Origin of the sequence: Microcoleus sp. K5-D4, from assembly GCF_036704575.1 — a bacterium.
GTDB lineage: Bacteria > Cyanobacteriota > Cyanobacteriia > Cyanobacteriales > Microcoleaceae > Microcoleus.
The window spans coordinates 20,704-37,863 of sequence record NZ_JAUBSD010000076.1 but is presented as its reverse complement, the minus strand read 5'-3'; the positions used below and the strand labels follow the sequence as shown (position 1 = coordinate 37,863).

The following is a 17,160-nucleotide window of genomic DNA, read 5'->3' as shown; positions in this document are numbered from 1 at the left end:
CCGCTTTTACCAACAAGGTATGCGGGCTGCAACCCTGATTCGGTCTATCTCTTAGGCATCTTTGTCACCCCCCCAGGTGTTAAGCATAAATCCGTCCCATCCTTCCTTCTTGGTAGTCGTTCATCGCCTGGATAATTTCAGCTTCAGTGTTCATTACAAACGGACCGTAGCGCACGACTGGTTCGTTAAGGGGTACACCTGCAATCAGCAGAAGATCTAGAGGACGCTGAGCATCAGCAGGGTTGGAGATCACCACATCTTCTCCATCTTGAGAAAAGAGCACCATCTGCCCATCATCACCAGGCGCTGGCTCTGTCCCAAACAACCCAGACCCCTCCAGTACATAGACAAAGGCGTTGTACTCTTTTGGTACAGGCTGGATTATCGTTGCCCCTGGTTGCAGTGTGAAGTGGAGGTAAGTTATCGGCGTGCGCGTCTGAATTACGGCTTTTGCCCCTAACGCTTCTCCCGCAATCACCCGCACCGTCACAGACCCATCTTCGGTTTGAGCGACCGGAATCTGAGCCGCTGGAATTTCCTGATAGCGGGGCGGCATCATTTTGTCTCGTTGTGGCAGATTGACCCATAGTTGAATGCCGTGGAGCCGTCCACCAGTTTGGGTAAACATTGACTCCGGCATCTCGGAATGCACAACCCCGGCACCTGCTGTCATCCACTGGACGTCACCCGGATTTAGTAGCCCGGCGTGCCCCGCAGAATCTTTGTGTTCTAACCGTCCATCCAAGACATAGCTGACGATTTCAAAGCCCCGATGTGGATGATCGGGTGCACCTTTTGCCTGACCCGGCTTTAGATTAATCGGACCCAACTCGTCGAGGAGGAGAAACGGATCAAATTCAGAGAAGCTACTTTTGGGAAAGGGCCGACGTACAAGAAATCCGGCCCCTTCGAGTGTTTCAACGCTGTTAATTACTCCGGCAACGGTTCGAGACGTTTGAGTGGGGACAGTCATAGAATTGCCTCTTCAGAACTAGACAAGTATGTGTATCATTTGAGCCTGACTCAACTGATGAATCACAGGGTTTTTTCACAGGACAGGAATCCGGCAGGTCACTGATTATTTCTGCTGAAGAAAGTCTAGTAACAAGGGATTGATCTGATCGGCGTGAGTCCAGTTGATGGCGTGCGGCCCGCCGGGAATGACTACAAGTTGACTGTTTTTAATCAGCTTCGGCAGTCTGGCGGCGGTGGACTCAAGCGGCAAAATCCGATCGGCATCGCCATGAATAATCAGAGTCGGCACATCAATGCGGGGCAGATCATCGCGGAAATCGGTGAGCCAGGAGGGTACACAGTCCAAAGTCCCTTTAGCAGAAGCCCCTACTGCTACATTCCAACTGGCTTGAATTGCTTCATTGCTGATGCGATCGCCAAGCAATACATCAACATTGAAGAACTCTTTGAAAAAGGCAGAAAAATAAGCTGGACGATCGTCAACAATCGCTTTCATAATGCCATCGAAAATGCTTTGATCAACACCCTCTGGATTGTCGTCTGTCTTTAACAGAAATGGTGGAACGGGCGCCATCAGCACGGCTTTCTGCACCCGCTCTGAGCCGTATTTGCCAAGATAACGTGTGACTTCACCTGTTCCCATTGAGAAACCGACCAGCACGGTATTTTGCAAGTCAAGCTTGGTCATGAGTGTATTCAAATCGGCGGCGAAGGTATCGTAGTCATAGCCAGATGATGGCTGACTGGAGTTGCTAAATCCTCGGCGATCATAGGTAATTACTCGATATCCTGCATTCAGTAAAACTAAAACCTGCTTCTCCCAGGAATGTCCGTTCAATGGAAATCCATGAATCAGAACAATCGGTTGTCCTGCCCCAATATCTTCGTAGTAGAGATCGATGGTTGCAGAGTTTTCTTGACCAACGGTAATGTAAGGCATGAGAGGTTTCTCCGTTGTAAATTGATGATGTGTTTTTGTCTGTTGCACCGCAATTGTTATGCAGCGATCGAACACCGTCTTAACAATGCCGTGTTAAGCAGACTTCAAGATGGGGCAAGCATCCATTGCCTACCGTCACTTCAGAACGACAAGAATCCTTCATTGTTGCCTGAGCGCGATCGCCGCGTTTGCCGCCTCTAAGATGGCTTTGATTCTGCTGTTGCAGAAATTAACTTCCAAATGAACGATCGCCGATCGCACTGCAAAGGTTGTATCTGAATCCAGGTGAGGATCGCCAGCCATAAAAATTTGGGTTGTCAGCGGAGTGTACTCCGGGGCACTGACTTTGACATAGATGTGAGCCGCCCGCCAGGGATGCCGTCCCAAGAGTCCCAGCAACTCGCCACATGGGCCACTGCTTGGCACTTTGTAACCTAGTGGCACGACGGTTTCAAACTCCTTTTTAGTTACGTGATTAATGATGGTTGTTTTACGGCGACTATCTTGGCAGGGGCTTCCATGTCGAAAAGTCCGCAAGATGCGCCCAGTAGGCAGTCAATCCGATATAAGCAAAGATGAGAGCTGCCACACTTAACACAATTGCTCCAATAGTTCGCAAGAGCCGGGTTGATTTGAGAGAGAGGGTTGGTACAGAAAAAATTCCTCCTAAGCCAACGAGAATGAACCCAATTCCTGACAGCAAAGGAAGTTGTGTTATTCCCAGGTTTATGATGCGAAAGCCAATTAGAAGCGATACCAGTCCTGCAAAGAATCCATAAATGCCCAGGGTAAATAATTCCCAACCCATTGCCAGAGTTAGGGAAGTTCCTACAAACAAAATGCCAAACAGAACAGTTGTTTCACCATAGGCAACATTGAAACTACCAATAATGGGCCAGGTAAAAGTCATGTGTAAGCCAGTGACTAAAGCGATCGCGCCGACTACACCAAAACCAGGAATCCAGCGTTTCTGATTTGAAGTACCAAGACCAAAATACACATAGGCAGCTAACAGAGCGAGTCCAGCCGATAGATTAATCAGCATGAGTGTAAGGTAATCGATAAACATTAGACCTCCTGCAAATGTTCGGTTTTGTTAAGACTTAGACAAAAACTGAAGTATGCAATGCCTGTCGCATTGCTTTGTGTACCAGTTTTGGCTTCAGAAATACTCTTTCACCACAGCACTAAAACGATAATGATCGGGAATCTCAAGTTTGTAGCGGGGCAGGCGAGGCTGTATCACCATCAGGTGAACATTGCCAATACGAAAGCGCTTGCCCAGCAATCTTCGCACTTATTAGACAGGGATGGGTTGCAGCCGTGATGCGAGAAATTGCGTGATGTGATTTGCGCTCGCATCCCCATCTTCTTCCAGAGCAAAATGTCCGGTATCGAGTAAATGAAACTCAACGTCATTCAGGTCGCGCTGGTAGGGATAAGCGCCTTCGGCAGGGAAGATGTGGTCGTTCTTACCCCAAACAATCAGGGTCGGTGGCTGATATTTGCGGAAATACTCTTGCCATTGCGGATATAACGGTGGATTGGTGCCATAGCTATAAAACAGTGCCAGTTGAATCTCTTCGTTTCCTGGGCGCTCGAGGAAGAGTTGATCCATATTCCAGGTATCCGGGCTGATTACTTCAGGATGCTGAGTTAAGCTACAAGTTAGAGACGGCTGACAGCGCTAAAATCTTGATTCAGATTGCATTCGCTTGCGGTTGAAGCTTGAATGAAATTTGATACTGTGTCGCAAAGTTGTAGAAACTTAAAGGCTTTTGCGGTGCAATGACAAAGCAATTAAATGCGCTCCCACACCAACTCGAAAACCGCCTCAACACCATCACTCAAAACTGGCAACGTTTTCAGCGTCACTCGGCTCTCACTCAGAGTAAAAGTGCGAACTAACGTTGTACCGACCCGATTAGGAATTGATGCAATTTTGATCTGGTGAGTTACTGTGTTGCCACTCACCGTATAAGTTCCAGCGTAAGCATTGAATGTTGTAAATGCTTGAGCAAGCTCTTCCACGGGTAAAGATTGCATCTGGGGAGTCAGCGGTGATCTGATCTCCTGACTCAGCGGTGAGCGATCGCTCCTAGAAAACATCACCATCATGTGACCATCTGATGTGTAAGTGATGTAGCCAACCGGATGAGTTCCATACACGTCTGGAGTCACCGTTCCATCAGCGTAAATGGCAGTTGCAGAAATTAACTTCCAAATGCCAATTAGCGGATTGTTCTGGATTGATGGTTTAGACATAATGTGTAACCATTGCTTGATGCTTCTCCGCTAGAGAGTAGCGGGTTTCAACACAAAATCAAACTCAGTCGTGTAAAACGGTTTACTTTGATTGTGTGCCTTGAGTTCGTCTAGTGCTTCGTGCTTTTGCAATTGAACAATCGCTGATTGAACTGCAAAGGTTGTATCTGAATCCAGGTGAGGATCGCCAGCAATAAAAATTTGTGTTGTCAGCGAAGTATACTCCGGAGAACTGAGTTTGAAATGGATGTGAGCCGCCCGCCAGGGATGCCGTCCCAAGAGTCCCAGCAATTCGCCAGATGGACCACTGCTTGGCACTTTGTAACCTATTGGCACCACGGTTTCAAACATATACTTTCCACTCTCGTTCGTTTTGAAACGTCCCCGAAAGTTCCCCAGCGGCTGAGATGGATCTTGGATATCATATAATCCTTTGGAGTTGGGTTGCCAAACATCAATCACAGCATTGGCGATCGGTTGACCGTTCAAATCTAAAACCCAGCCTGACAGGAAAAGGGAATCTCCTTCTGTATCAATACCCAAGCGATCGCCCATCTGCCGTTCTGGTGCATTCGGCACATACAAGGGTCCTTCTAAATTGCTTTCTGTACCGCGATGCTTATCGTGCAGCAATTCTACCAACTCTGAGATCCCTAGTAGATCCGTCAACAGATGGATCTCTCCAGTGGGAATCTCTTGAGTGTGATGACTTGCCTGGTTGAGAAAATTACGTCCCTGCTGCACTTCTGATTCAGTTAGATTCACCTCACGCACAAAGTCATGCAAATGTCGAACCAAGCTCGTGTAAATTTCATAGAGTCGCGGGTGAGATTTGCCGCGATCGCCATGATTAATGACGGCTTCAGTGATAGTGTCAAGTGTGATGTTCTGCACGATCAAACTCCTTTTTAGTTTACGTCATTAATGAATGATGGTTGTTTTACGGCGACTATCTTGACTTATAATCTGTGTCCTAATCTAATTGGCTACAGCTATAGTCTGGTGACTTGATGCTTTCAAGACTCATCCTGACGATTTTGTGCGGCATACCAATCTATTCAAGAACGATGAGATCAGCCAGCGAACAGGCACCGGGCATATGATAGAGTTTCATGAATGTCCCTTATCGCGAAGAATGTGTTTTTGCTTCCTATCTGCTGTTTTCATAGTCTGAGTGTAATGACTCCTAATGCTCGGTTTCTTTCAGATTCTTAGGGTGTTTTGTCAGATTCTTGTGCAATCACCTTCAAGACGCAGCGTGGAACCGAGCGTTCTGTCGAGGAACGCGCGGATCAACGTTGCCACCTCCTCTGCATGAGTCTCCAGCGCGAAATGTCCGGCGTCGAGCAGGTGAATCTCTGCATTCGGGAGATCTCGCTGATAAGCGGCAGCACCAGCGGGCAGAAATGCCGGATCATGACGACCCCAGACGGCGAGAAGCGGCGGACGTTGCTCACGAAAGTAGGACTGGAAATCAGGATAGAGCGCGACGTTGCTGCGGTAATCGAGGATCAGATCGAGCTGGATCTCCTCCGCGCCCGCTCGCCCCATGTAGGCGATGTCGAGTTCGTAGCCGTCAGGCGACAGAAGGGTTGGATCGGCTCCGGTACCATACTGCCAGTTCCGGATTGTGTCCGGTGCGAGCGAGGGTCGGCAGGCTTCCCGGTTCGCTGCGCTCGGTTCGCGCCAATAGGACTCCCACGAACCCCATTCGTCACTGAAACCCTCCAGATAAGCGTTGCCGTTCTGCGAGACGATCGCAGATATCCGTTCAGGATGGCGCATCGCCAGACGCAGACCTACTGGCGCACCGTAGTCGAAGATGTAGAGTACGTATCGATCAAGCGACAAAGCATCGGTGAAGCCCTCGATCACGTCGGTAAGGCGGTCGAACGTGTAGTCGAACGTCCCGCGTGACGGTGCCTTGGTCTGCCCAAAACCAGGTAGATCGGGCGCGATGAGCCGAAAGCGATCAGCAAGGAGAGGGATCAGGTCACGGAACATATGGCTAGCGGTTGGAAAGCCGTGCAACAGCAGTATTACTGGCGCATCGCTTGACCCCACCTCACGGTAGAACACTTCGACATCGCCGACCTGTCGAAACCCGTAGCTTATTTTCATCGTACAATTCTCTCTGTTTTTGATTTTCTTCCGACTGAGCTTCGACGCTCAGATTTGGAATCTTGGACACCTTTGGCATACCCTACGATCGCCGCTCCTAAACCGCGAGAACCACCTGTTACCAGTGCAACTTTGCCTGCAAGTGTTGTCATCTCGCACTGTCGTTCGGCTACTGCGCTACATACCCACCACCACAAAGACTGCATCATTAGATCGCTCTGTAGACTTGATATGTAATTAACACGCATGACTTTCCCTACTCTCTTGGTCTATGAAACTAGACCAGCCACGATGCTTGTTCTGATGAAGATTGAATTACCTTAATTTAGACGAAATCTTCCATAATCAGAGAGTGATTTAAGCCGCCAGCAGCAAGGCTACCCTGAAAAACAGCAGCGGCGATAACTTGCATGGGTGAAGTGATGTCACCTGCCGCATAAACACCTTTGACGCTAGTTTCGTTAAAAACATTAGTCGTCTTGATTAAATTGAATTCATTCAACTCACAGCCTAACTTTTCAGCTAGGTTTGAACGGAGTGTTTGCTTTGGTCGGATTAGTATTCCGCGACGCGCAATTTTCTCGTTTGTCTCAAAAACGATGTTTTCTAATTGTCCGTTATCGCCTTCAAGTCGGATGATTTTCTCTTCGCGAACAAGGATTTTGTGGTTTTCCAAGAGTGTCCTTTGATCAGCGGTTAGATCGGCTTTGCCGTTGGTGCAGAGGACTAAATCAGCACTCCAATTTTTCAGCAATGCCGCCATTTCGATGCCCGTTTCGCCATTTCCAACAATGGCAAGCGGCTCGTCGCGCACTTCCCAGGCATGGCAATAGGGACAATGAAACACGCTTTTGCCCCAGAAATTACCAAAGTTGTCGAGAGCTGGAAATTCATCCATTACCCCGAAAGCCAGCAAAATTTTGCGCGTTTTTTTTATCGTGCCATCCTCAAACACAACTTCAAATTGATTGCCGGATGGGTTGATTTCCTTGACCCCGATCGCTTGAAATTCAACGCTTTTATAAGGTTTGAGTTGGTCGCGCCCGATGCTCAAAAGTTCATGTGGACTGATGCCATCGCGGGTGAAAAAACTGTGCGCCTCGTGTGCGGGAGCGTTACGCGGATTCCCTTTGTCGCAGACTAACACGCGACGGCGACTTCTGCCTAAAAGCAGTGCCGCACTGAGTCCAGCGGAACCGCCACCGACAATGACGCACTCGTAAATCTCTTTGTTTTGGTTCATCATTTTTTTCTGTTCTCTAACTGGATAGACAGTCACTTATATCTGTTTCGATTGCTGCTGGTGCAACGACATTGATGCGAATACCTGCTTTGGCATATTGGAGCGCAGCAGCTTTTGTCAAGCCTATTACTGCATTTTTACTCGGGGTGTAGAGGGGGAAGGTAGGAAATGCAACGACTCCATTCGCAGATGCCATATTGACGATTGCACCACTTCCCTGCTTCAACATCTGAGCGATTTCATGTTTCATCGACAACCAAACTAAATAGTCATGTCGTTCCATTGTTTCTCGTAGCGATCTCCTTTCTTTTGTAAGCCTAAGGTTCAGGTCATTAGCCAACAACTGGCTGAGATTCAATTCCTCGACACTGAAGCCTAATTGCTAAATGCTTGATTCGTCTATCGATTTTTGATTGTTTTCAGAAAACCAAGATAATTCGATGCTGCTTCCTGAGCGTTTTCGATCAACAGCAAATGTCCTGCTTTGGGTAATTGAATAATTTGACTCCCTGGAAGACAGCGATGTGAGCGATCGACATCCCGAATATCATAGATTTTGTCTTCCTGACCCCAAATTGCCAGGGTCGGAACCCGACTGTGAGGCAACTGACAAAGCACATCATCATAAAGATTCACAATGTCCCAAGTCTGCTGATAATTTCGATTACGATTCACATAATCGTTCACTTTCTCGGTTTTGACCTCATCCGGAATCGTAGGAGGCGTCACGAAAAGCAGACTGATTTCTAGATCGAACTGCTCTTTGGTAATCGGAATAAAGGGATTGATGCCCTCAATAATCGATTTCCTGACGCTAGTTGCCCAATTCGTTACGCCTAGCGGTGAACCGATAAAGGCGAGGCTGCGAACTTGGTTGGGATAAAGCTGGCTGTAAAGGGCTGCGATCGTGCCCCCCATCGAGCTACCTGCAACATCAAGGGATTGAATCTTTAGCTGCTCGACAAACTGGTGCAGGAGGGCTACCTGATTCTCTAGTGCATAGTCTTTCACGGTAAATCCAGTACTCTTGGCATAACCGGGTAGATCGGGTGCGATCGCTTGATAGCCTGCTCTAGCCAACTCGCACATCATGCCATTCCACTGCTCTTTCTCGGCAAATAATCCATGCAGCAGTAAAATCGGCTGTCCTGTCCCTGCTTGATTATAGGAAAGCGTTCCACTCCCGATTTGGGTAGAGCGAGTTGCGATGTCACAGGTTGAAGCAGGAGTTGCGCGATTCAGCCAACCAGAGCCAACAAGCACACTGACAACCAGAACGATGATAACTAACAGGCAATGTGTAACTTTCAATAAGGAAAATCCCACCTTATGCTTCTGGTAAGCAATTGTGCCAGAACAGAAGGTGAAAAAAATGTTTGATATCGAAGAGTTGATCATTGCTGTTTTCTGCTGTGTGGATGAGCTATGTGACGAGTGCAACTTTTTCTGAGAGTTTTTGCGAAATCATGATGTCCTCTGAATTTCTCTGAATAAGGTTTGTAGCGTTTACGACCTACTTGTGAATAAGGAGAGTGAGGGCTGCGCCTCCAGCCAAGGTTCCATCCTTACGACCCGTCAGACTCCAATTAGGATTGCTGTAGTGGTTGCAGATCTGGATTACCTGTTGTTCAAGCGGTATAGCCATTAATTTTGAGACTTGCGCCCGTAACAAAAGCAGCTTCAGAACTGGCGAGATAAAAGACCATGCCAGCTACCTCGTCACCCTGTTCATAGCGACCGAGGGCAGTCATCTTGGTCTGCTCTGCGGCAAAGTCGCTGTCTACGGGATTCATACCGATGTCGATCGCTACTTGGTCGCAACGTAACGTTTCGCACTGCCTTTCGACTACTGCGCTATATACCCACCATCCACCATCAATGTTTCACCTGTTACGAACGATGCCATATCAGATGATAAAAACAGGACTGCATTTGCAACTTCAAGCGGTGTTCCAACCCGTCCGATCGGGTGAAGTCCTGCCATGTAAGCTTTGGCTTCATCCTGCCCACTTGTAGCTGCTTCAAACATATCTGTTTCGATTGCTGCTGGTGCAACGACATTGATGCGAATACCCGCTTTGGCATATTGGAGCGCAGCAGCTTTTGTCAAGCCTATTACCGCATGTTTACTCGCGGTGTAGAGGGGTACGCTAGGAAGTGCAACGACTCCATTTGCAGATGCCGTATTGACGATTGAACCACTTCCCTGCTTCAACATCTGAGCGATTTCATATTTCATCGACAACCAAACGCCTTTGACATTGACGTTCATCATGCGATCGTATTCAGCTTCTGTTTGCTCAATCAGTGAGGGATTTTCGCCGACAGTTCCTGCATTATTAAAGGCAATATCTAACCGACCGAAAACGCCAACCGCTTTATCAACCATTGCTTCAACATCGGCTTCTTTCGTGACATCTGCTTGCACAAAAATCGCCTCTCCGCCAGCTTCCTCGATCAATCGAACAGTTTCTTTACCTTCATCCATTCGACGACCCACTACCACCACCTTTGCTTGTTGTTGGGCATAAGCGATCGCGGTTGCACGACCAATTCCTGATGTTCCGCCAGTCACTAAAGCCACTTTATCTTGCAGTATCATCCTGTTTCTCCTGTTTCAATCAATATTGACTTTCAAAAATTGAACTCCGATCGCATCTCAGCCCATGTTAGCGATTGCCATCACCGGGATAGTGAGCAGGTTGAAAACGACGTGAACGACGACGGCGGGTCAGACCGAGGTTTTGATGACGAAAGCCCTTAACTCGACCATCTTGTCGCCGCGAAAGCGCCAGACATCGCAGTACGAGTAATGAGCCGCCTTCCCGTCTTCGTCCTTCAGTGTGATGTCGCCGAGTGCCGTGACGAAATCACCTTCAGCGATTAATTTGGTGACCGTAAACTTTGGCGGCTCTATGTATGTCTCTGCCATATATTGGCGAACGGCTTCTTTTCCGTTGAGGGTCTTGTCGCCTACAAACGTCCATTGCGTGTCGTCGGTGCAGAATGACAAGAATCCTTCATAGTTGCCTGCTGCGTTCGCCGCATTTGCCGCTTCTAAGACAGCTTTATTGTTCTCTGACATCTGAATCTCTCCTCTGTTCAAGTGGATGCTTTAACGGAACGGTCTCTCTACCAGCGCATTCTTCTCCTCAGCGTAGTCAGCGATCGCCCGCCATCATCTGCCGCTAGCAACCTTTCGTACTCAACTAACTATCTTTGTATGGTTGGCGTGCAACAAGATTGTTATGCGAGTTCCAATCAATATTGACCTTCACCACACAATCAAACTCCGATCCGTGTAGCATTTACCAACGCCGTAAAGCTGGTCTAATTGTCTGTAAACTTCAGCACAACTTTGCCCCGTGTTCCTCCCTGCTCTATACGCTGATGTGCCAGAACGACCTGATCCCAAGAAAATACTGAATCAATCACTGGGCGAAGCTGATGACGCTCGATGAGTTTTGTCAAAGCCTCTAATTTTGCTCGGTACTGGGGTGAAAAAACAAAATGAATTGTCAGATTCTTACCCCATGCTTCAAGAAGCGATTGCGGTATTGCAATGTCTACAATGCTTGTAAGCCTACCAAAGGGACGAATGATTTCTAGACTACGCTGAATTGTTTCTTGGCCGATCGTATCTAGAACTAAATCCACACCCAGTCCATTTGTTTCTTGACGAATGACTTCTACGTAAGTAGGTAGGCGCTGTCAAACACAATTATGTTAAGGATTGTAAAGTATCCAAATGCCCTAAGCGTGGCTAAGTTAGCCCTGTTGACATATTGTTACATAGCTCGGTTTAATCCCGCTTACCTACTTAATCTTCATTTTTGTAATCAATCACCCGATCGGCGCCCAGTTCGGTCACGAAATCTCGGTTTCTAGAACTACACGTCGCAAAGACGTATGCCCCTATCGCTTTGGCGAGTTGAACTGCGATCGAACCCACTCCACCCGCACCCGCATGGATGAGAACTGTTTCACCAACTTGTAGATTGCCCCTAGTCACTAGACAATCCCAAGCAGTTCCGCCTGCAAGCGGCAAAGAAGCTGCTTCAATGTGCGATAGATTTGCAGGCTTCAATGCAACAATCGCTGCATCAGCCACATGATACTGAGCGTAGCTACCGAATTCTCCAAAAATTTGCGGCGAGTAATATACGTTGTCTCCCACCTTGAAATCAGTCACAGCTTCGCCAATTGCCTCAATCACTCCTGAAACATCGACTCCAAGGATGGCAGGTAGTTGAACCAGTTCCTTGTAATCACCACGACGAGTTTGGTAATCGACCGGGTTAATCGAGGTTGCACAAACTCTGACTAACACCTGATTTGCTTTCAATGTTGGTATGGGAATAGTTTGAATCTCAAACTTCTCAGCATCACCAAACGCAGTTAATACGGCTGCCTTCATAGATTCCATCTGTGCCAACCCTCCTTTTGGAATAAACAGTGATGGGATTTCGATATCACTCAGCGGAAGTAACTCCCTAACTTCGCAGTAGCCCGTTGCCGCTTGTGCAAAACTCACGGAACAATTGCCGTAACGCGGATTTCAATCCGCATCGTTGGCAGTCCAAGCGCCGCGACTCCTACCTGTGTCCAAATAGGAGCATGATTGGGCATGTAATGGCGATATAGCCTGACCATCACCTCGTTAACCTCCGCAGGCAACCCGCCAACATGGTAGGAATTAACGTGGACGACATGCTCCCAACCCGCTCCAGCAGTTGCCAAGGTTCGCTCTATATTCCGAAATGCTTGAGCAATCTCGTCCGCGAGCAATTCGGGAATTTGTAGATCGTCATCCCAACCACCTTGGCCTGATGTCTCTACTCGATCGCCAATTTTTACCGCTTGCGAGTAATGCAAGTTATTCAGCATGTATTCCCCATAGCCGGGGGTAACAAAAAACTTGGGCTTATTCATGGTGTTCCTATTTCCTTTGTGTCTGCCAGAGAAAAGTACTTTTGCACCCACCGCACCAAACGCGATTGCAAACCTGTTTCAATGTCATTCCAGTCAATCGCTGAGAAACATTTAGACCTGCGATCACTGGTCTAACTATTGATGGAAAGCTTGTTCTAGCCTTTAGTGGCGATCGCTGGCACGATCGAGCAGTGCGTTTGAGGGCAAGCTCGAATTAAGTACCTTGCGTGCACTATCAACCCCTACAACCGGCAGCGTAACCGGATCAAGCATGCCGAGTTGAACCAATACACTCGCCTGATCCCAGTAGAGGTGTTCATGGGCTAGCTTGCCGTCGCGGAACCGAATAATCGCGACCACTGGCACTTCAACCTGTTTCCCGGTGGGAGCAATGCCAGGTAGCATCCAATCCATCTGGATGGTATGAGTGAACTTAACCAGCATTTCATCGACGAGTTGATTCGTTCCGATTGTGCGCGAGACCAGAGCCAGTTCTATATCCGGCGGCATCTGTGGAATGAAGTATTTAGAATAAAACTCACGCAGTGCCGGTTTCCCTACTCCCCCAGTCATTACCGGAATGTGATTCACGTAAGCGTCCTCAACCATTGTAGCGAGAGCATCTTCAGGGCTGTGAGTACCAAACTCGTGCCCGATATGCTCTTCCCAGACCGCTTGTAAAGCTTCCTGAGCAGGTGTCAGATTAGGGGTTGCCTGTACATTTGCTTGTTTGTCTACAGTTTGCTCTTTGACCACGTTAGATTCTCCTAGTTTGTTCCATGTCAACTGTATTGATTCCAATGCTTAATTTCTTTCAGATTCTTATTTCATTTGCGATCGTTGCCGAATTCTTTGCTTACTCACGCGATTGAAGTGAAGCCTGCTTGATATCTATAACGAGGTGGTGGTTTGAGCTGTTTGTGAATTCATAGTTTTGGGCACCTAAATTACAATGATGCGGTTGCCTCAATTTCACCCAATGGTTCTTTTGAGTTGTCTGTAAAACGATGGCCAGATTTTCTAAGATTGTGAGCACATTTTAGTCGTTCAAAAGTGGTGACATGCGCGTTCCAATCAGTTCAATAGAGCGCATCAGTTGGGCGTGATTCATCTGCGCGTTGTCCATTTGAAACGTTACCCTCGAAATGCCGCCGAGCGATTCGCTGTGACGGCGGATTTTCTCCGCCACTTCTTCGGGACTGCCGACGAGTAACGCGCCGGTTGTGCCGCGCTGGGCGTCAAAAGCGGCGCGCGTAACGGGCGGCCAGCCTCTCTCTTTGCCGATTTTAGTGAAGGTTTCGGCGTAGCCTGGAAAGAACTCTTCAATGGCTTGCTCGGTCGTGTCGGCGACATAACCGATTGAATGCAATGCAATTTTCAATGCTTCGGGCGCGTGTCCGGCGCGCGCTCCGGCATCGCGGTATAAATCGACGAGCGAGCGAAAGCGATGCGTTTCGCCACCGATAATGGCGATCACGAGCGGCAGTCCAAGCATTCCGGCGCGGCGGAAAGACTGCGGCGTACCGCCGACCCCGATCCAGATGGGAAACGGCTTTTGCAGCGGACGCGGATAAATCGCTTGGTTTTCCAGCGCGGGGCGAAATTTGCCCGACCAATCGACCGTTTCATTGTCCCGAATTTTGAGCAAGAGTTCGAGCTTTTCAGCAAAAATCTCGTCGTAATCGCCGAGACTTAATCCGAATAGCGGAAAGGCTTCGGTGAACGAGCCGCGCCCGACCACCATTTCGGCGCGACCTTTTGAAATCAAATCGAGCGTGGCGAATTGTTGAAACACGCGCACCGGGTCAGCCGCGCTCAGCACCGTAACCGCGCTGGTTAGACGGATGCGCTCGGTGCGTGCGGCGGCAGCGGCGAGAATAACCGCGTTTGCCGAATCTAAAAATTCATGGCGATGATGCTCGCCGATACCGAAGATATCCAAGCCGGAACGATCCGCCTGCTCTATTCTCTCCAGCAGTTCGGCGACAGACTGCGCGGCATCCGCCGTTTCACCATTCTCACTCGTTCCAACCGAGGCAAAACTGTCAATTCCAACTTCCATATCATTTCCCAAGCGTTTTGCAAATGAAATAGACTTGATTCAAAACAGTAGAAAGCCTTGCTGTACGAATTAAGCGGCTGTTCTCTCGCTCAGCAAAAAACGCCTAACCATCGTCAACTCAGAGGGGTCACGCTACTACCCCGATCTGAATTATCAGGGAGCGGAATGAATTCAGTTTCACCGGGAACCGCCGGGAAGCGGCGGTCTTGCCAATCTCGTTTTGCCTGCTCGATACGCGCGGAGCGGCTCGACACAAAGTTCCAGTACTTTGTGCGATCGCCCACTGGTGCCCCGCCGATAATCATTGCTTTTGCCTCAGCCTCCGCCCGGATATCTACTGATTCATCCGGCGCTAGAACGGCTAGACAATATGGCTCTAACGGCTCTCCATTTACGAACAGGCCAGATGTGACGCTATAAACGGCCCTTTCTAAACCTTCTGTTGGCGCTAGCTGAAATTGACTACCCTCTGTGAAAACAAGCGCTAGGTAAAGAGTAGCAGAGTAGGTTTTAACGGGTGATTGGTGAGACTGGTAGCTACCGGCGATCAAGGTGGCATTGGTGCCTGTTTGAATCCACCTCGGTAAATCAGTCGCCGGATAATGTGAAAAGCTGGGTTCAACTTCTTCAGCGAATTCGGGGAGGGCAATCCAGGTCTGAATGCCGTGAAGAGTAGATTCTTTCTCTCTAAAGCTCTCGGGCGATCGCTCAGAATGAACAATACCTTTGCCCGCTGTCATCCAGTTCACCTCGCCCGGAAAAATCTCTTGTACTGTCCCTAAACTATCTCTATGCAGAAGGCTTCCTTCAAACAAATAGGTAACCGTCGCTAAATTGATGTGGGGATGAGGTCTAACATCGACGCCTTTTCCAGCCGGGAAAATAGCTGGGCCTAAGTGATCGAAGAAGATGAAAGGGCCAACCATTTTTAGGGTTTCACTCGGTAAGATGCGCTGTACGCTAAACCCACCTAAGTCGTGCTTTTCAGGCGCGATCAATTGCTGAATGCTCATTTTTGTCCGATCCATTCTTAGTTGACGTTGTGGACAAAGATACAATCTTAGTTCTGTTGCTGCTTCAGATTCTTGCCTAACTTAATGTCAATGTAATGAGTTCCAAGGCTCGATTTCTTTCAGATTCTTATGGCGCTAACGAATCTGCTTGGGGGTCTTTCCTGTGAATCGCTTGAAGTGCTGCGTCAAATGGCTTTGGCTGGAGAAGCCGACTTGCAGGGCAATGTCTGCGATCGCCAAATCTGTTTTCGACAGCATCAATTTCGCCTGTTCCACGCGCTGTTGAATCACGTACTGACGAGGAGAAATTCCCATTGTTTGCTTAAACAAACTCGCAAAGTAAGTTGGGCTAATATTGATTACTTCTGCAAGCTCAGTCAGTAACAAATCTCGATCGAGGTGAGTACGAATATACCCGAGTACTGGCTGTAACCGCCTATGCGTTAAGCCTTTGTGCTTGGCTTTAAGGGTTGGCGTTGTAATTGTTAGCATGGTTAAAAGATTGGCAATTTGCTCAACAAAACAGGCAAAAGCTAGTCATCGCGCATTCAATCACTGCAATATTTTGCATTGCCGATCGACTACTGCGCTGCATACCCACCATCTATCATCAACGTTTCACCTGTTATGAACGATGCCATGTCAGATGATAAAAACAGGACTGCATTTGCAACTTCAAGCGGTGTGCCAACTCGTCCGATCGGGTGAAGTCCTGTCAAGTAAGCTTTAGCTTCATCTGTAACTGCTTCAAACATATCTGTTTGGATTGCCCCTGGTGCAACGACATTGATGCGAATACCCGCTTTGGCATATTGGAGCGCAGCAGCTTCAAACATATCTGTTTGGATTGACCCTGGTGCAACGCCATTAGTGCGAATACCCGCTTTGGCATATTGGAGTGCAGCAGCTTTTGTTAAACCTACTACCGCATGTTTACTCGCGGTGTAGAGGAGTATGTTAGGAAGTGCAACGACTCCAACCGCAGATGCCATATTGACGATCGCACCACTTCCGTGTTTCACCATCTGAGCAATTTCATATTTCATCGACAACCAAACACCTTTGACGTTGACGTTCATAGTGCGGTCATATTCAGCTTCTGTTTGCTCAATCAATGAGGGATTTTCGCCGCCCATTCCTGCATTATTAAAGGCAATATCCAACCGACCAAAAACGTCAACCGTTTTATCAATCATTGCTTTAACATCGGCTTCTTTCGTGACATCTGCTTGCACAAAAATCGCCTCTCCGTCAGCTTTCTTAATCAATCGAACCGTTTCTTCACCTTCATCAATTCGACGACCAACTACTACCACCTTTGCTTGTTGTTGGGCATAAGCGATCGCCGTTGCTCTGCCGATTCCCGATGTACCACCAGTGACTAACGCCACTTTATCTTGCAGTATCATTCTCTTTCTCCTGTTTCATTTTCGTCAGTTTGTATCAAGTAAACTTGTCTCAGCAACTCAGTGACTTCTTGCGCGATCGCAATCAGGGCATGATTGACTGAGAAGTCGCGAAGAGAATCAGTCTGAGGTGTACTTTCATGCCCAGAATTATTCTTGCCTTGTACTAGTAAACGTGTCATAGAATTATCCTCAATGAAATA

Annotated in this window: 25 protein-coding genes; 1 reads left to right on the top strand and 24 read right to left on the bottom strand. The window is 48.1% G+C overall.

Annotated elements, in window-relative coordinates:
• Positions 1–79 precede the first annotated feature (79 nt).
• The 15 genes from QUA77_RS21330 to QUA77_RS21260 all read right to left on the bottom strand — a co-directional run bounded on the left by QUA77_RS21330 (position 80) and on the right by QUA77_RS21260 (position 10,629).
• On the bottom strand, positions 80–973 hold the full coding sequence (locus tag QUA77_RS21330) for a pirin family protein (RefSeq protein WP_333452357.1): 894 nt from the start codon (positions 971–973) through the stop codon (positions 80–82).
• Positions 974–1,078: 105 nt separating this feature from the next.
• A complete protein-coding gene (locus QUA77_RS21325) occupies positions 1,079–1,915 on the bottom strand; it encodes an alpha/beta hydrolase (RefSeq protein ID WP_333452356.1) in 837 nt (278 codons plus the stop codon).
• A gap of 159 nt (positions 1,916–2,074) precedes the next feature.
• On the bottom strand, positions 2,075–2,452 hold the full coding sequence (locus QUA77_RS21320) for a dioxygenase family protein (RefSeq protein ID WP_333452354.1): 378 nt from the start codon (positions 2,450–2,452) through the stop codon (positions 2,075–2,077).
• The gene (locus QUA77_RS21315; protein WP_015179725.1) at positions 2,415–2,984 is read right to left on the bottom strand and encodes a DUF981 family protein; all 570 of its coding nucleotides are present in this window, start codon (positions 2,982–2,984) and stop codon (positions 2,415–2,417) included. The genes QUA77_RS21320 and QUA77_RS21315 overlap by 38 nt, the downstream gene beginning before the upstream one ends.
• A gap of 231 nt (positions 2,985–3,215) precedes the next feature.
• Positions 3,216–3,533, bottom strand: a complete 318-nt coding sequence (locus tag QUA77_RS21310) for an alpha/beta fold hydrolase (protein WP_333452352.1) — start codon at positions 3,531–3,533, stop codon at positions 3,216–3,218.
• Positions 3,534–3,715: 182 nt separating this feature from the next.
• Positions 3,716–4,180 carry a lipocalin-like domain-containing protein gene (locus QUA77_RS21305; protein WP_333452350.1) on the bottom strand — a complete coding sequence of 155 codons (465 nt, stop codon included), beginning with the start codon at positions 4,178–4,180 and terminating at the stop codon, positions 3,716–3,718.
• Between the two features lie 30 nt (positions 4,181–4,210).
• Entirely contained in the window at positions 4,211–5,074 is an 864-nt protein-coding gene (locus tag QUA77_RS21300) for a dioxygenase family protein (protein WP_333452348.1), read from the bottom strand.
• 330 nt (positions 5,075–5,404) lie between these two features.
• Positions 5,405–6,301: an alpha/beta hydrolase gene (locus QUA77_RS21295; RefSeq protein WP_333452346.1), complete on the bottom strand. Its 897-nt coding sequence runs from the start codon at positions 6,299–6,301 to the stop codon at positions 5,405–5,407.
• Positions 6,298–6,549 carry a hypothetical protein gene (locus QUA77_RS21290; RefSeq protein WP_333452344.1) on the bottom strand — a complete coding sequence of 84 codons (252 nt, stop codon included), beginning with the start codon at positions 6,547–6,549 and terminating at the stop codon, positions 6,298–6,300. Before QUA77_RS21290 ends, QUA77_RS21295 begins: the two co-directional genes overlap by 4 nt.
• Positions 6,550–6,626: 77 nt before the next feature.
• Positions 6,627–7,544 carry an NAD(P)/FAD-dependent oxidoreductase gene (locus QUA77_RS21285; protein WP_333452361.1) on the bottom strand — a complete coding sequence of 306 codons (918 nt, stop codon included), beginning with the start codon at positions 7,542–7,544 and terminating at the stop codon, positions 6,627–6,629.
• 16 nt (positions 7,545–7,560) lie between these two features.
• The gene (locus QUA77_RS21280) at positions 7,561–7,827 is read right to left on the bottom strand and encodes an SDR family NAD(P)-dependent oxidoreductase (protein WP_333452342.1); all 267 of its coding nucleotides are present in this window, start codon (positions 7,825–7,827) and stop codon (positions 7,561–7,563) included.
• Between the two features lie 116 nt (positions 7,828–7,943).
• Positions 7,944–8,855 carry an alpha/beta hydrolase gene (locus QUA77_RS21275; RefSeq protein WP_333452340.1) on the bottom strand — a complete coding sequence of 304 codons (912 nt, stop codon included), beginning with the start codon at positions 8,853–8,855 and terminating at the stop codon, positions 7,944–7,946.
• 317 nt (positions 8,856–9,172) lie between these two features.
• Positions 9,173–9,337, bottom strand: a complete 165-nt coding sequence (locus tag QUA77_RS21270) for an SDR family oxidoreductase (RefSeq protein WP_333452339.1) — start codon at positions 9,335–9,337, stop codon at positions 9,173–9,175.
• 53 nt (positions 9,338–9,390) lie between these two features.
• On the bottom strand, positions 9,391–10,146 hold the full coding sequence (locus QUA77_RS21265) for an SDR family oxidoreductase (protein WP_333452338.1): 756 nt from the start codon (positions 10,144–10,146) through the stop codon (positions 9,391–9,393).
• A 129-nt stretch (positions 10,147–10,275) separates the two neighbouring features.
• The gene (locus QUA77_RS21260) at positions 10,276–10,629 is read right to left on the bottom strand and encodes a nuclear transport factor 2 family protein (protein WP_333452336.1); all 354 of its coding nucleotides are present in this window, start codon (positions 10,627–10,629) and stop codon (positions 10,276–10,278) included.
• Positions 10,630–10,650: 21 nt separating this feature from the next.
• Here QUA77_RS21260 and QUA77_RS21255 point away from each other — a divergent pair, with 21 nt between their 5' ends.
• Entirely contained in the window at positions 10,651–10,815 is a 165-nt protein-coding gene (locus tag QUA77_RS21255; RefSeq protein ID WP_333452334.1) for a hypothetical protein, read from the top strand.
• Positions 10,816–10,874: 59 nt separating this feature from the next.
• Here QUA77_RS21255 and QUA77_RS21250 read toward each other — a convergent pair whose 3' ends face one another.
• The 9 genes from QUA77_RS21250 to QUA77_RS21210 all read right to left on the bottom strand — a co-directional run bounded on the left by QUA77_RS21250 (position 10,875) and on the right by QUA77_RS21210 (position 17,139).
• The gene (locus QUA77_RS21250) at positions 10,875–11,228 is read right to left on the bottom strand and encodes a zinc-binding dehydrogenase (protein WP_333452359.1); all 354 of its coding nucleotides are present in this window, start codon (positions 11,226–11,228) and stop codon (positions 10,875–10,877) included.
• Positions 11,229–11,364: 136 nt separating this feature from the next.
• Positions 11,365–12,078: an alcohol dehydrogenase catalytic domain-containing protein gene (locus QUA77_RS21245; RefSeq protein ID WP_333452332.1), complete on the bottom strand. Its 714-nt coding sequence runs from the start codon at positions 12,076–12,078 to the stop codon at positions 11,365–11,367.
• Positions 12,075–12,431 (bottom strand): RidA family protein, encoded by a 357-nt coding sequence (locus tag QUA77_RS21240; RefSeq protein ID WP_333452330.1) that lies wholly within the window; start codon positions 12,429–12,431, stop codon positions 12,075–12,077. Before QUA77_RS21240 ends, QUA77_RS21245 begins: the two co-directional genes overlap by 4 nt.
• 207 nt (positions 12,432–12,638) lie before the next feature.
• On the bottom strand, positions 12,639–13,232 hold the full coding sequence (locus QUA77_RS21235) for a nuclear transport factor 2 family protein (RefSeq protein WP_333452328.1): 594 nt from the start codon (positions 13,230–13,232) through the stop codon (positions 12,639–12,641).
• A 283-nt stretch (positions 13,233–13,515) separates the two neighbouring features.
• Complete coding sequence (locus QUA77_RS21230; RefSeq protein WP_333452326.1) at positions 13,516–14,538, bottom strand: LLM class flavin-dependent oxidoreductase; 1,023 nt, start codon at positions 14,536–14,538, stop codon at positions 13,516–13,518.
• A gap of 113 nt (positions 14,539–14,651) precedes the next feature.
• On the bottom strand, positions 14,652–15,551 hold the full coding sequence (locus tag QUA77_RS21225; protein WP_333452324.1) for a pirin family protein: 900 nt from the start codon (positions 15,549–15,551) through the stop codon (positions 14,652–14,654).
• Between the two features lie 135 nt (positions 15,552–15,686).
• Positions 15,687–16,043 carry an AraC family transcriptional regulator gene (locus QUA77_RS21220; RefSeq protein ID WP_333175626.1) on the bottom strand — a complete coding sequence of 119 codons (357 nt, stop codon included), beginning with the start codon at positions 16,041–16,043 and terminating at the stop codon, positions 15,687–15,689.
• A gap of 89 nt (positions 16,044–16,132) precedes the next feature.
• Entirely contained in the window at positions 16,133–16,960 is an 828-nt protein-coding gene (locus QUA77_RS21215) for an SDR family oxidoreductase (protein ID WP_333452322.1), read from the bottom strand.
• Positions 16,957–17,139 (bottom strand): hypothetical protein, encoded by a 183-nt coding sequence (locus tag QUA77_RS21210; protein WP_333452320.1) that lies wholly within the window; start codon positions 17,137–17,139, stop codon positions 16,957–16,959. Before QUA77_RS21210 ends, QUA77_RS21215 begins: the two co-directional genes overlap by 4 nt.
• Positions 17,140–17,160 lie beyond the last annotated feature (21 nt).

Bases quoted from the DNA above. Each gene is read 5' to 3' on its own strand.
- QUA77_RS21330 (WP_333452357.1), bottom strand. From the start codon at position 973: ATGACTGTCCCCACTCAAACGTCTCGAACCGTTGCCGGAGTAATTAAC.
- QUA77_RS21325 (WP_333452356.1), bottom strand. From the start codon at position 1,915: ATGCCTTACATTACCGTTGGTCAAGAAAACTCTGCAACCATCGATCTC.
- QUA77_RS21315 (WP_015179725.1), bottom strand. From the start codon at position 2,984: ATGTTTATCGATTACCTTACACTCATGCTGATTAATCTATCGGCTGGA.
- QUA77_RS21310 (WP_333452352.1), bottom strand. From the start codon at position 3,533: ATGGATCAACTCTTCCTCGAGCGCCCAGGAAACGAAGAGATTCAACTG.
- QUA77_RS21305 (WP_333452350.1), bottom strand. From the start codon at position 4,180: ATGTCTAAACCATCAATCCAGAACAATCCGCTAATTGGCATTTGGAAG.
- QUA77_RS21295 (WP_333452346.1), bottom strand. From the start codon at position 6,301: ATGAAAATAAGCTACGGGTTTCGACAGGTCGGCGATGTCGAAGTGTTC.
- QUA77_RS21290 (WP_333452344.1), bottom strand. From the start codon at position 6,549: ATGCGTGTTAATTACATATCAAGTCTACAGAGCGATCTAATGATGCAG.
- QUA77_RS21285 (WP_333452361.1), bottom strand. From the start codon at position 7,544: ATGAACCAAAACAAAGAGATTTACGAGTGCGTCATTGTCGGTGGCGGT.
- QUA77_RS21280 (WP_333452342.1), bottom strand. From the start codon at position 7,827: ATGGAACGACATGACTATTTAGTTTGGTTGTCGATGAAACATGAAATC.
- QUA77_RS21270 (WP_333452339.1), bottom strand. From the start codon at position 9,337: ATGAATCCCGTAGACAGCGACTTTGCCGCAGAGCAGACCAAGATGACT.
- QUA77_RS21265 (WP_333452338.1), bottom strand. From the start codon at position 10,146: ATGATACTGCAAGATAAAGTGGCTTTAGTGACTGGCGGAACATCAGGA.
- QUA77_RS21260 (WP_333452336.1), bottom strand. From the start codon at position 10,629: ATGTCAGAGAACAATAAAGCTGTCTTAGAAGCGGCAAATGCGGCGAAC.
- QUA77_RS21240 (WP_333452330.1), bottom strand. From the start codon at position 12,431: ATGCTGAATAACTTGCATTACTCGCAAGCGGTAAAAATTGGCGATCGA.
- QUA77_RS21230 (WP_333452326.1), bottom strand. From the start codon at position 14,538: ATGGAAGTTGGAATTGACAGTTTTGCCTCGGTTGGAACGAGTGAGAAT.
- QUA77_RS21225 (WP_333452324.1), bottom strand. From the start codon at position 15,551: ATGAGCATTCAGCAATTGATCGCGCCTGAAAAGCACGACTTAGGTGGG.
- QUA77_RS21220 (WP_333175626.1), bottom strand. From the start codon at position 16,043: ATGCTAACAATTACAACGCCAACCCTTAAAGCCAAGCACAAAGGCTTA.
- QUA77_RS21215 (WP_333452322.1), bottom strand. From the start codon at position 16,960: ATGATACTGCAAGATAAAGTGGCGTTAGTCACTGGTGGTACATCGGGA.
- QUA77_RS21210 (WP_333452320.1), bottom strand. From the start codon at position 17,139: ATGACACGTTTACTAGTACAAGGCAAGAATAATTCTGGGCATGAAAGT.